We start from the raw sequence: 12,112 nt of genomic DNA on the forward strand, positions 1-12,112 counted from the left end.
GCGGCGCACCCGGCCGTGGCTCAGTCGTGTTCGATGTCCTTCTTGATCTCGCTGAGGGCGTCGACCGGAGTGAGATTCTGGCCCTGGGCGTTCTGCCCGAGCTGGGGCCAGCCGTGGCCGTCCTGCCCGAGCAGCTGGGTCCAGATGTCCCGCAGCATGCGGCGGTCGTCGTCGGTGAAGCTCATGTCGTCTCCTGTGAGTAGGGCGCGGAATTGATCGGGGCTGCCCCGGAAGGCATCCACGTCCAGGGAGCGACCGGCCACCGAGCCGCTGTCGCTGAATTGGAATACCGCGACCTCGGCCCCGCCGTAGGGTTGCCAGCCGATGTCGTCGTCGCCGGGGTAGATGACCGAGGCGTAGCCGGAGCGGCCGTCGCCGTAATTCGAGGTCATCAGCGGCGGGATTCCACTGAGGTCGGGTGAGCCCATCGTGCCCTGCCAGTACCAGCGCGGCAGATACGAGAGCGCGACGTGCACCCCACGGTTCTCGATAGCGGTGCGCACCGCCTCGAACACGCCGATGTCGCCGGAGTTCAGCTCGTGGTCGAGCATGGCCGGGATGCCGTGATCACCGAGGTGGTCGACGAACAGCGCGGCCTGGGCGTCGGCGTCGACATCGCCGCGCACGTAGTGATAGCCGATCAGGATCTTGCCGGCCGCCAGGGTGGCGTCGCGGAACGCGGGCCAGGAGTCGTCGGTGTAGTAGTCGCCCTCGCTGACCTTGGCGATGACGAACTCGAATCCCTCGGCGAAGACCTCCGTGAGGTCGAGCCCGTCCTGATAGTGCGAGATGTCGATGCCGAAAATCGTTGCGCTGGAAGTCATATCGGCTCCGTTCTGGTCGGGCGCGGGCGGTTCGGCGGCGTCGGTCAGCATGGTGAGCGGGTCCAGGCGATCCGGACCCGGCGGCACCCACGAGTACCGGTGCCACTCGAAGTGCAGATGCGGGGGCACGCCACCATTGGTGCCGGAGTCGGGATTGACATGGGCGATGCGGTGCCCGGCCTCGACCCGGCTACCCAGTTCGACCTCGCGGACGATGTGCCCGTAGACGGTGGTGCCGCCGCCGTCGGCCGCGGGATGGTCGACGACCAGCCAGCCCGCCGGATCCGGTCCGCCGAAACCCGTTGCGGCACCGGCGTACACGACCGTCCCGCCTTGGGACGCGTACACCGGCTCGCCTCCGCTGCCGCCCTCTTTGCCGAAGTCCACGCCCCAGTGGAAGCCGTCGTCGCGCGGCCCGAAGCCCGAGGTGACCACCCGCCCGGCGGCCATGGGCCAATACCTGATGAAGCCCATGAGTCTGCTCCCCCTTGTAGCACAGCCAATCCGGTGACCGGCCGTTTGCTGTGCCCCGAGTAAAGCCGGATCGCCCGCCGGAATCCTCACCCGAACAGATGAAGTTCTCGGGGATAACCCGGTGCGCTCGGCCGATAAACTGGTATCACCTCCGGCCGGGGCTCGGCGGCCTGGGACGTGATCGTTCTACAGTGGGGGGCAATGCAATGAACATGGGGGAGACCGGCATCTCGCTGGCTCGCTTCTCCGAGCTGATCGCGGAGATCAACCGGGCTACCGGGCAGCCCGGCGCGTGGACGCGCGCACTGCGAGCCATCACCGACAGCCTCGGCGGCCACCACTGTTGCCTCGTCACGAACCAGGGCGGGCGGCGGTACATGACCGCGAGCACCACCGATGGGCTGCGTGATAGCTACAACGAGCGCCATGGACGTATCGATCCCTTCGCGGCCGCGCTCGAATTCGCGCTCACCGCAACGGTGCTCACCGGTAGCGAGCTGATCCCGCCGGATGGCGGGCGCCGGCATCCGTTCGTCACCGGCTGGGCCGCGCCCTACGAGCTCGGGGACGGCGTGTACATGCGGCTGGCGACACCGGGCTCCTGGATCGCCGTCTATCCGCACGCGGACCGGCACCTGGACCGGGAGTTGGCCGAGCAGGTGCTGAGGTTGTCCCTTCCGCATCTGGACCACGCCCTCGGCATCGGAGCGCGGCTGACCGATGCCGTCATCGACCGGGATCTCGCCCGCAGCGTGCTCGACCGCCACCGCCACGGACTGGCGCTGGTATCCGGTTGCGGCCGAGTCGATTACGCCAACCCCGCGGCGCTGGCCATATTGCGCGCCCGCGACGGTCTGCGCCTGGGCGCCCAGGCGCGCCTGGAATCGAACGACCCCGCGGTGTCGCGCCGGCTGCGCCGGCTGCTGGCGGCGGCCGTGCGGTCCGACCCGTCGAATGCCGCGGCCCGCCTGCTCATTCCACGCACGGGCGGCCGACTGCCGCTGACCGTGTCGATCCTGCCGCTCTGCCCGGGTCCGCACGAGTCACCCCGCCGCCGGGCGTTGATGGTGGTCGTCGATCCCGAACGTGAGGAGCCGGGCGGCCGCGAAACCCTGCGCGAACTCTACGGGCTGACCCGGGCCGAATCGCAGGTCGCCTTCCAGGTACTGCGCGGCAGCGGGCTGGCGTCGGTTGCCGAGGAGCTCTACATCTCGGTCAATACCGCACGCACCCACCTGCGTCAGGTATTCGCCAAGACCGGCACCAACCGGCAGGCCGAGCTCGTCCGGCTGCTGTCGTGCGTGCTCTCGGGCGCCGCGCAATTCGCCGACGGGCGACGCGCCGGAGCCGATGAGCAGGCTAACGTCCAGTTGCCTAGGTGAATCGGACATATCATTTATGCATGCCCGCCAATCGGATCGAGGGGCGAACCGACGTATTCGCCGACTGGGCTTGGCAGTCGCTGGTCGTGACCGGCGGCTGCTCGATGGCGCTGGGGGTGGTCATGGCGGTGTGGCCGGACAAGTCGGAGTCGGTGGCGGGGATTCTCTACGGGCTCACGCTGGTGGCCTCGGCGGCGGTGCAGCTGGTCATGGCGTTCGGGGCCCGGATCACCACCACGCTGAAGGTACTGGAGTTCGTGAGCGCGGCCATCGCACTGATGCTGGCAGCCTGGGCTTTCACGAGTGGTGAATGGGTTGCGTTGCTGTCCTTGTGGATTGGGATGGCGTGGGTGGTGCGGGGCATCGTGCAGGCGCTCGTGGGGGTGTGGTCGGAGCAGTACGCGGGGGCGGGCCGGCTGGAGGTGGTCGGCCTGCTGACTGTGGCCGGTGGCCTGGTGGTCGCGGTGGTGCCGTTCGGGTCGCTGACGTCGCTGTCGATCGTGGTGGGACTGTTGACCATTGCCCTCGGCATCTCGGAGATCCTGCTCGGCGCCCGCATCGAGCGTGGGACCGTCGAAACTGTCTGACAAATCGCATCGTCGAAAACCGAATTGCCTTCACATAACTAACCAAGAGGAAATTCGTCAATTTCCCAGAATTTACCAGTACGTTCGGTCTGTTCGTGTGGTCGGGCGATCGATCACGCGACGGATGCCGCCGCGACACGGTGAGAGGCAGAGATGGATGGCGCGAAACGACGGCAGCGGTGTGGTGGACGGTGAGCTCACCGAGGCACTGATCCGTTCCAGGCGATTCTTCAACCGCGCCGAGATGCCGCCGGACCTGCGCAGTGAATACCTGCGCGGCGGACGGCGACGGGCTCATGCCGAAACAACCGGGGAGGCAACGCAAACGAGAAGCAAGCCCGCGCGACCCGAACTCGGAGACAGCCGTCGGACCGCAGCCTGGCGGGTGCAGTCGCTGCTGCTCGGGTATCCCGATGAGACGCTGCTCGATTCGCTGCCCATCCTGGCACGAGCCACGTCGGCCCTGCCCGAGGCAGTGGGTGCACCCTTGCATCCGGTGCTGTCCTACCTCGAGACCACGCAACCGCTCACCGCGGCAACCCGATACGGCGACACCTTCGATCACCGCAAACGCTTCAGCCCCTATCTGACCTGGTTTCTCCACGGCGACACCCGCAAACGCGGCACGGCTCGGCTGCGGTTCAAGCAGGTGTACCGCAGCGCGGGACTGGTGCTCGTCGACGACGAACTGTCCGATCACCTGGCGGTGGTGCTCGAATTCGCCTCGGCGCATCCGGTTCCCGGGGAGAAGTTGCTCGCGGAGCACCGCCCGGGCATCGAGGTCATGCGACTGGCGTTGCGGGAGGCCGCCTCACCGTGGACGGGCGTCCTCGATTCGGTCTCGGCGACCCTGCCCGCCCTGCACGGCACCGAACGCGAGGCCATCGCCGCGCTCGTCGCCGCCGGGCCTCCGGACGAGGATGTCGGCCAGTAGCGCGGCGCCCTAAATCCGGTTCGGACATATTCAGGGTTCCGGTAGTAATCGTCAAAATCCGGAGAAGTTCGGATGCGCCCTGGCAGAAGGTGATTCGACGGTTCCGGATTGGATGTGCAGAGATGTGCCGACTTTCGGCAAGAGGTGTGTCGAACGAAGACTCCAGGAAAGCCGACGCCGATTGGGTCAAATATATGCGAATGTTCGGCTCTGCCACCCTTCCAACGTTTCAGATGACCTTCCATATGGAGAGCTCACGATAACTACCCGGATTCCGTCGCGATAGTTTCTCGCCTCCGGACCTGAGGGGGTACTCCGCAGGAATTCGAGTAATTCACTGCTCGGAGAATCGTTGCGGACGGCGAGGACAATCAGGTGATCTCGCCGAGATCCCTTGCGGGGGCGGCGATTCTCGGGGAGAACATGGCCGCTGTTCAGCGGCCGTGTCCGGATCGGCTCGGCACCTTCCGCGGAGTGGATGGGCCGCACACTTCGAATCGAGGGAAACTCATGATGAACACCGGCTACACCTCATCCTGCCCGAGGCAGCCGTCGCGAACGAAATCAGCGGCGTCGCTCAGAACTCCGCTGAATCGGTAGGGTTCGGCGGGTGGCGAGGATCGCGTTTCTGGGTGCAGGTCGGATGGGTGTGGGGATGGCGGCGCGGCTGGTGGACGCCGGGCACGCGGTGACGGTGTTCAATCGGACGCCGGAGAAGGCTGCCGGACTGGTCGCCGCGGGAGCGGTCTTCGCGACGACACCTCGGGAAGCGGTACACGAGGCCGACGCCGTCTTCGCCATGGTGGCCGACGACGAGGCCTCGCGGGCGGCCTGGATGGGCACGGCGGGTGCGCTGACAGGGGAGTATGCACCGGGCGCGTTCGCGGTGGAATTCTCGACCATCTCGCGGCCGTGGGTGCTCGAGCTGGCGAAACATGCTGCGGCGTACGGTCTTCGGTATCTAGATTCGCCCGTGACCGGGCTGCCGGACGCGGCTGCCGCTGGCGAGCTGACCCTGTTCGTCGGCGGGGATTCGGCGGATCTCGATGCGGCCCGGCCGCTGCTGGCGCCGCTGTGCACCGGCATCGTGCATTTCGGGGCAGTGGGTGCGGGCACGAGCTACAAGCTGATCCAGAATCTGCTGGGCTCGATCCAGATCGCCGCCACCGCGGAGGCGCTGCGCACCGCCGAGCTGGCCGGACTCGACCTGGCGGTCGTCACGGACACCCTGTCGCGAGGCGGGGCCGCCAGCCCGACCGTCGTCCGCATGTGCGAGGAGATGACGGCCGGTGTGCACGATCGCGATATCGCCTTCACGGCCGCGCTCCGGTTGAAGGACACCAGGATCGGCGTCGAACTGGCCGACGCGGTCGGCACGCCCGCCGCGCTCGGGCACACCGCGGAGCAGATCTTTCAGCGGCTGGTCGCGGCCGGTCACGGCGATCTCTCCGAAACGAAACTGATTGACCTGCTTCGTGGTTCGGCCCTGGGATGACCCGAGGTCAGGGTGTGACCGGGATCCCGGTCACACCCTGCGAGAAGGCTTCACGCCTGGGTGTACTCGGCCGCGACGTCCAGGATCCAGGTGATGCCGAATCGATCGCGCAGCATCCCGAAGCCGGGCGCCCACGGCGCGGGTCCGTAGGCTTCGATGACCGTCGCGCCGTCTGCGAGGCGTTCCCACAGCGCGGTCACCTCTTCGACCGTCTCGCCGCGGACCGAGAGGAAGAACGGCTCGCGGGTGACGGTGGTGCCGTTCTCGCGTCGGGTACTGGGCGCGCCCTCGGCGACCGGTGCGTCGTCACCGGGCACGTCGTAGGCCATGACCCGGAACCCGTTGTCGGCGACGATCTGCCCGAACACCACCTTGGCGGCGTCGGGCCGCGCGGACGGCATCCCGAAGTCACCGTAGGTGGCGATGGTGATCTGCCCGCCGAAGATCGACTGGTAGAACTCCAGGGCGGCCCGGGCCTGGCCATGGAAGTTCAGGTGCGCAACAGCGTTGACCGACATGGTGATCTGTTCCCTTCGACATGTGTTTGCCGCCGGAGGCTTCCGGCGACGACAGCCACCCTGTCACCGGTAGCGGTCAGGGTTTGTCCGCTACTCGTGGCAACCTGGCATTCATGCCGACCACCTCCTCGACGTCGACCTCGCACCGTCTGCTCGCGCTGTTGTCGCTGCTGCAGGTCCACCAGGATTGGCCCGGCGGTCAGCTCGCCCAGCGGCTCGGGGTCAGTGAGCGCACAGTGCGTCGCGATGTCGACCGCCTGCGTGTGCTCGGCTATCCCATCCGGGCGGTCAAAGGACCCGACGGCGGCTACCGGCTCGAAGCGGGGAGCGAACTCCCGCCATTGCTGTTCGACGACGAGCAGGCGGTCGCGCTGGCTGTCGCATTGCGGATCGCGGTCGGGACCGGAGCGGGCATCGAGGAGGGTGCCGAGCGCGCCCTGGCGACAGTGCGGCAGGTCCTGCCTGCTCGCCTGCGACAGCGGGTCGATGCCCTCGAGATCACCGCGATCGAATCGGGCGGGGGCGATCCGCAAGTCGACACGCGTATCCTGCTGGCCCTGAGCGCCGCCATCCGATCCGGAGAGGAACTGCGATTCGATTACCGATCGCCCAGCGAGCCGGACGATTCGGGTCCGCGCCCGCCTCGTCGTGTGCAGCCACACCACCTCGTGGTTCGCGGTGGCCGCTGGTACCTCGTCGGGTGGGCCCCCGAACGCGCGGACTGGCGGATCTACCGCGCCGACCGAATGACCCTTCGCATCCCCAACGGGCCGCGCTTCACACCCCGGCCCGTGCCCGGCGGCGAGATCGCCACGTTCCTCTCGGCCCGGTTCAAAGGCTCCGACGGCGCGAACACCTGGCCCTGCCGCGGCGAGGTGCTCCTCGATCTCCCTGCCGCGGAAGTGATCCCGTTCGCCGGCGACGGCATCGTCGAGGAACTCGGACCCACCCGAACCAGATTGGTCACCGGTTCCTGGTCATGGGCCGCGTTGGCGGCGACGCTGGCGCGTTTCGACACCGAGATCGAGGTCATCGGTCCACCGTCACTGCGTGAGGCATTCGCCGATCTCTCCCGCCGTGCGAGCCGTGCCGCACGACGCCGCCCTGCGGCTGAAACCGTCCTCCCGCCAACCTGATTCGGCTCCGCTGGGCCGGGCGTCGGAGCGTGAGCGGCTCGTTGCGGGGTCAGTCGGGCTCCCCGTTCGGACATCGAAGCATTGGGGGAGTTCGACGGAACCCACCGCGAGCGCCCGCGGCAACCCTCGGCCATGGCGTCGTCTGGATGACCCGCTACCGCTGGGCCGGGCCCGTGGCACGGCTCGCGCCCGCCGGACGGATGGCGGCGTCCGACTGCATCGGCCAGTCGGTGGTGCTGATCTGTACGGGATACGGTTTGGCCCTGGCCGATCACGTGCCGCCCGTCGGGGTCGTGTTCCTCGCCGTGGTGACCTACCTGGTGCAGTTGCAGCGGAGCGCCCGGTGGTTGCGCTGGCACCCGTACGGTCCGGTGGAGTGGCTGCTGCGCGCGGCCACCCACATGTCGCTGCCCGCCCGGCGGCAGGCGCCGACGTGAATCGTGTTCCGCTGCAGGCAGGTTCGCAGCGGGCGGCCGGTGACCGTCAGGGCAGGTCGTAGGCGGTGGCGTGGCGGGGCTGGTAGAGGCCGATCTCCCCGGCGCCGGGCACTTTCAGCATGGTGAGCATGCCCCAGCCCGCATTCGTGACGTCCTCGGTGAATTCGACGCCCTTCGCGTGCAGGTCGTCCATGGTGACGGCGAGGTCGTCGCACATGAGGTACATCTCGGCGCGGCCGCTGTCCGGGGCGGCCGCGGGATGGACCGCGAGTTCAGCGGGCGGCGACTTGAAGATCAGCCAACCGTCGTGCGCGTCCACGTGGGCCAGGCCCAGGACGTCACGGAAGAATGCCCGCGCCGCGTCGGCGTCCTCGGCATACAGGATGGTGTGCGCGCCGCTGATCATGCGCTGACGCTAACAGCGCCCAGCGCTTTCGGCCTGCAAGCGAGCGGTCATGGCGTCGGCCAGTTGCGCGCCGAATTCGGGTGCTTCGGTGCGCATTCCATTGTGGGCGCCCGGGAACTCGGTAACCACCCGGCCGATCCGGCGGGCGATCTCCACGGCCGGACGGTACGGTAGGCAACCCCGAGTCTCGTGACCGACCGCCAGCACCACCCGGTCGGCCACCGGGGTCAGCGCCTCGTAATCGGGGATGTACGAGGTGAATTCCCGCAGTTCGTACTCCAGCATGAGCGGGCCGTTGGCCGCCAGCCGGGCCCACATCTCCGCGGCACGCGGCGGTAGCTCGGCGGGCACGGGGGACGGTTTCATCGCGTTCCCGATACCGGCCAGGAAACGCGCGCCCGCCGCGGCTGGGCCTTCGGTGCGGAACAGCGCACAGACCTCATCGATCATCGCGCGATGCTCTGCGGCATCGGGCAGCACCGCGAAGCACGGTGGCTCGTGGGCAATGAGGAGGCGGACCCGATCCGGATGCCGCGCCAGCAGATCCAGCCCGACGATGGCTCCCGCGCTGCCCCCGACGACGAAGGCGGGCTCATCGGTGAGATGGCTCAGCAGCCGGAAGGCGTCATCGCTCTGCACCTCGACCCGCTGCGTCTGCTGCGGGCCGTCCAGCACGCTGCGCGAGTACCCGCGCGGATCCAGCGACACCACCGTGAACCGATCCTCGAGGACCTCGGCGATCGGATCGACCGAAGCCGCGTCGCCGCCACCACCGGGCAGGAACAACGCCAGCGGCCCAGTGCCGCGCACTTCGTAGTAGAGGGTCGCGCCCGGCACAGGCAACGTCGCGGACTTCATCGGTAGTTCTCCTCGCTCGACTGATCGGCCGACTCCGAACAGTAATCCTAATGGCATTAGGTGAAAAACTAATTTACCTAGATTCACGGGTTGCGCCAACTCCAAGCGAGGCAGACCGAGCAGCACCGTCGGCGGATAGTGTTGTGCCGCATGGGTTCTGAACTGAGCGACTACGTCGCCGGGTTGCCTCGCAAACGCATGGCCGCGGGTGCGCTGTTCGTCGATGAGCGGGATCGGGTGCTGCTGGTCGAACCGACGTACAAGCCGCACTGGGAGGTGCCCGGCGGGGTCGTGGAGGCTGGGGAGTCGCCCTACTGCGCGGCCGTGCGGGAGATTCGGGAGGAGTTGGGGCTGAGTCCGACGCTCGGGCGGCTGCTCGTGGTCGATTGGGTGCCCGAAGGCCCGTATCCCGGTGACGGGGTGATGATGGTGTACGACGGCGGGATGCTGAACGCCGAGCAGGTTGCCGCGATAGCGCTTCCGGCAGAAGAACTTCGGAGCTGGACCTGGTGCGATGGCGCGGCGGTCGCGCGACTGCTGCCGGCAGCGCTGGCCAGGCGAGTGGCAGGAGCGCGGCGGGCCAGAACGGCAGGGGTTACGGTTTATCTGGAAGACGGTTACGACGTCGGTTGATACCGGCCCGAAGCTCGTCGGAATTGTCTACTACGCCACGTCGTTTTCGGCCTAGGATGCCTCCTGGCGAGCATTCGTGAAACGCGAAGGGGAGTAGAGCGCATGCGAGCAATCACCCGAATCGTGCACTACGTCAAGGCAATGGGGCGTGCCCGTCGGCACCGGACGGATCTCGTCGGCTGGCTCCTCCGGCGGCCGCAGCTGCTGGTCAGCACCACGATCCACGAGACGATGCTGTTGCTCTCCAACCGGCTCGACCCGAATCTGAAGGAGCTGGCCGAGCTGAAGACGGCCGCCCTGGTGAACTGCCAGTTCTGCCTCGACATCGGGTCGACGCTGGCCCACTATGGCGGGCTCACCGAAGCGCAGGTCACCGAGCTGGCGAAATATCGGGACAGCGATGCCTACAGCGCGCGGGACAAGCTGGTCCTGTCCTATGCCGAGGCCATGACGCTCACACCGACCTCGCTCGATCTCGAGGAGATTCGCGCCGAGCTGCTGACCCATCTGAGCAAGGGCCAGCTCGCCGAACTGGCCGCGACCATCGCGTGGGAGAACCAGCGGGCCCGGCTGAACCAGGCGCTCGGGGTGCGCCCGGTCGGCATGGCGGAGGGCATGACGTGCGCGCTGCCCGAATCCCGGCAGCTCGGCTGACGTCGCCGAGCCACGTCTTTTCCATTCGCGCAGCGATGAATTCGGCGCGGTCGTGCCGTCATAGCCGGTGTCCATGTCCTGACCACTTGGAGCGACCATGACCTCGACCGCACCCGTCACCTCCGGAACACTCGCCGTACCCGACGGCACCATCTACTACGAGGTCCGCGGCAGCGGCCCGCTGATCGCGCTGATCGGCGCACCGATGGATTCCGGGCCGTTCGCCGCGCTGGCCGAACTGCTCGCCACCGACCACACCGTGCTCTGCAGCGATCCGCGCGGTCACGGCCGCAGCCCGGTCACCGATCCTGGCAAGGACTCGACCCCGGAACTGCGCGCCGACGACCTGGCTCGCGTCCTCACCCACGTCGGCCTCGGCCCGGCCACGGTGCTCGGTTCCAGCGGCGGCGCCATCACCGGTCTTGCGCTGGCCATCGCCCGGCCCGATCTCGTCCCGACCCTCGTCGCGCACGAGCCGCCGCTGCGCGAACTGCTCGCCGACCGGGACGAGCTGCGGGCCCGCACCGACGAGATCATGGCCGTCTACGAGACCGGCGATGTGCTCGGCGCGGTCCGCAAGTTCTTCGCCATGACCGGCCTTTTCATGCCCGAGGAAGTGCTGCAGCAGATGTTCGGCGGCGAGCGGGACCCGCAGTCGATCGCCTCCGACGACTTCTTCTACCGCCACGAGCTGCACACCACCTCCGGCTGGCAACCCTCCCTCGACGCGCTGCGCGGCACCCCGACGAAGATCATCATCGGCATCGGCGACGAATCCGCCGACAAGTTCTGCGACCGCACCTCGCGTGCCCTCGGCACCGAACTCGGCATCGAACCCACCATGTTCCCGGGCGGCCATGGCGGTTTCATGGAGCAGCCAGACGCCTTCGCCAAGCGCCTGCGCGAAATCCTCCAGGACAACTAACCGATTTCGTCGACGACCATGTATCGCCTGCGGCGCCCTCACAGGTTTTCCGTGGCGGCGATGCATGGTCGACGGCAATCGGGGAGGATTAGGCTGGTAGCACGCTGATCCGGGGGCGTTCGGAGGTGTGGACGATGAGGATTCGACTGGTTCGGGGTGCGGGAATCGGGATGATCGGGCTCGCGACGCTCGTGGGCGTCGGGGCGGTAGCACCGGCAGCTCACGCCGACGGCCAACGCTACCTGTGCGATGTGGTGTCGATGACCACCGATGGTCACGGGATCGGAACCGGCAATTGCGTATCCGCGGGCGGTGGCGCACCGGCAATGGGAGCGATCACCGGCGCTTTCGATATCGCGCAGCGCTCGGACAATTACACGGTGCACTGTTACGACAATGGCGGCGGGGCGACCGGGGAAGCATGGTTGCCGGGTGAGGTCAACGGGTTTGGGACCCACTGCGCGCCGACCTCCTGACCGCGATTCATTCCGGACGAATTTCCGAGCGCGCGTAGGTGTTTTCGGGACTCACCGTGATGATGTCGGCGACCTGGACGATGTCCTCGGGTATGTGACCGCCGAAATGCGCGAGGCTGGGCACGATCACCGCGTCGGCCTCGAGCCGGGAGACCAGGGTTCGCACCCGGACGAACGGTCGATCGGTCTCGGGTCCGAAGATCAGGGTCTTGCACAGGTCATAGCCGAGCCGGCGAGCCAGATGCTGGATCTGAGCCTCGTCCCACTGTTGCTGTGCCCCCGACACATCGTGCCGGAGGAATCCGATCGCTGATGGCTGTGGCCGCATCTCGCCGCTCTCTTGAACTGTCCGCCTGACGCCGGTGTCAACGCT

General features: G+C 67.6%; 15 protein-coding genes. 10 read left to right on the forward strand and 5 right to left on the reverse strand.

The window, feature by feature from the left end; all coding sequences use genetic code 11:
* Positions 1–20: 20 nt before the first annotated feature.
* A complete protein-coding gene (locus tag ON33_RS09615) occupies positions 21–1,298 on the reverse strand; it encodes a GH25 family lysozyme (RefSeq protein WP_040857598.1) in 1,278 nt (425 codons plus the stop codon).
* A gap of 191 nt (positions 1,299–1,489) precedes the next feature.
* Between ON33_RS09615 and ON33_RS09620 the strand changes: the two genes are divergently transcribed.
* The 4 genes from ON33_RS09620 to ON33_RS09635 all read left to right on the forward strand — a co-directional run bounded on the left by ON33_RS09620 (position 1,490) and on the right by ON33_RS09635 (position 5,696).
* Complete coding sequence (locus ON33_RS09620) at positions 1,490–2,680, forward strand: helix-turn-helix transcriptional regulator (RefSeq protein ID WP_157184460.1); 1,191 nt, start codon at positions 1,490–1,492, stop codon at positions 2,678–2,680.
* A 20-nt stretch (positions 2,681–2,700) separates the two neighbouring features.
* Positions 2,701–3,267, forward strand: coding sequence for a DUF308 domain-containing protein (locus ON33_RS09625; protein WP_051151846.1), 567 nt, complete (start codon positions 2,701–2,703; stop codon positions 3,265–3,267).
* A 157-nt stretch (positions 3,268–3,424) separates the two neighbouring features.
* Positions 3,425–4,201: a nitrate reductase molybdenum cofactor assembly chaperone gene (gene narJ, locus ON33_RS09630; RefSeq protein WP_218001394.1), complete on the forward strand. Its 777-nt coding sequence runs from the start codon at positions 3,425–3,427 to the stop codon at positions 4,199–4,201.
* Positions 4,202–4,811: 610 nt separating this feature from the next.
* Positions 4,812–5,696: an NAD(P)-dependent oxidoreductase gene (locus ON33_RS09635; protein ID WP_040857602.1), complete on the forward strand. Its 885-nt coding sequence runs from the start codon at positions 4,812–4,814 to the stop codon at positions 5,694–5,696.
* Positions 5,697–5,746: 50 nt separating this feature from the next.
* Here ON33_RS09635 and ON33_RS09640 read toward each other — a convergent pair whose 3' ends face one another.
* A complete protein-coding gene (locus ON33_RS09640) occupies positions 5,747–6,214 on the reverse strand; it encodes a VOC family protein (RefSeq protein ID WP_040857603.1) in 468 nt (155 codons plus the stop codon).
* A gap of 113 nt (positions 6,215–6,327) precedes the next feature.
* On the opposite strand from ON33_RS09640, the gene ON33_RS09645 reads away from it, so the two are divergent.
* Together ON33_RS09645 and ON33_RS09650 are read left to right on the forward strand one after the other, a co-directional pair.
* Positions 6,328–7,350: a helix-turn-helix transcriptional regulator gene (locus tag ON33_RS09645; protein WP_040857605.1), complete on the forward strand. Its 1,023-nt coding sequence runs from the start codon at positions 6,328–6,330 to the stop codon at positions 7,348–7,350.
* Between the two features lie 146 nt (positions 7,351–7,496).
* Positions 7,497–7,787, forward strand: a complete 291-nt coding sequence (locus ON33_RS09650) for a DUF418 domain-containing protein (RefSeq protein ID WP_040857606.1) — start codon at positions 7,497–7,499, stop codon at positions 7,785–7,787.
* A 46-nt stretch (positions 7,788–7,833) separates the two neighbouring features.
* Here ON33_RS09650 and ON33_RS09655 read toward each other — a convergent pair whose 3' ends face one another.
* Both ON33_RS09655 and ON33_RS09660 read right to left on the reverse strand, forming a co-directional pair.
* Positions 7,834–8,193, reverse strand: coding sequence for a VOC family protein (locus ON33_RS09655; protein ID WP_040857608.1), 360 nt, complete (start codon positions 8,191–8,193; stop codon positions 7,834–7,836).
* A 9-nt stretch (positions 8,194–8,202) separates the two neighbouring features.
* Positions 8,203–9,051: an alpha/beta hydrolase gene (locus ON33_RS09660; RefSeq protein ID WP_040857610.1), complete on the reverse strand. Its 849-nt coding sequence runs from the start codon at positions 9,049–9,051 to the stop codon at positions 8,203–8,205.
* A 150-nt stretch (positions 9,052–9,201) separates the two neighbouring features.
* Between ON33_RS09660 and ON33_RS09665 the strand changes: the two genes are divergently transcribed.
* The 4 genes from ON33_RS09665 to ON33_RS09680 all read left to right on the forward strand — a co-directional run bounded on the left by ON33_RS09665 (position 9,202) and on the right by ON33_RS09680 (position 11,739).
* Complete coding sequence (locus ON33_RS09665; RefSeq protein ID WP_040857612.1) at positions 9,202–9,684, forward strand: NUDIX domain-containing protein; 483 nt, start codon at positions 9,202–9,204, stop codon at positions 9,682–9,684.
* A gap of 102 nt (positions 9,685–9,786) precedes the next feature.
* Positions 9,787–10,338, forward strand: coding sequence for a carboxymuconolactone decarboxylase family protein (locus ON33_RS09670; RefSeq protein WP_040857613.1), 552 nt, complete (start codon positions 9,787–9,789; stop codon positions 10,336–10,338).
* Positions 10,339–10,435: 97 nt separating this feature from the next.
* Positions 10,436–11,263, forward strand: coding sequence for an alpha/beta fold hydrolase (locus ON33_RS09675; protein ID WP_040857615.1), 828 nt, complete (start codon positions 10,436–10,438; stop codon positions 11,261–11,263).
* A gap of 134 nt (positions 11,264–11,397) precedes the next feature.
* Positions 11,398–11,739: a hypothetical protein gene (locus tag ON33_RS09680; protein WP_157184461.1), complete on the forward strand. Its 342-nt coding sequence runs from the start codon at positions 11,398–11,400 to the stop codon at positions 11,737–11,739.
* Between the two features lie 7 nt (positions 11,740–11,746).
* On the opposite strand, the gene ON33_RS09685 is transcribed toward ON33_RS09680, so the two are convergent.
* Positions 11,747–12,067, reverse strand: a complete 321-nt coding sequence (locus tag ON33_RS09685) for a hypothetical protein (protein ID WP_040857618.1) — start codon at positions 12,065–12,067, stop codon at positions 11,747–11,749.
* Between the last annotated feature and the right edge of the window lie 45 nt (positions 12,068–12,112).

Origin of the sequence: Nocardia niigatensis NBRC 100131, from assembly GCF_000308655.1 — a bacterium.
GTDB classification, from domain to species: Bacteria; Actinomycetota; Actinomycetes; order Mycobacteriales; family Mycobacteriaceae; genus Nocardia; species Nocardia niigatensis.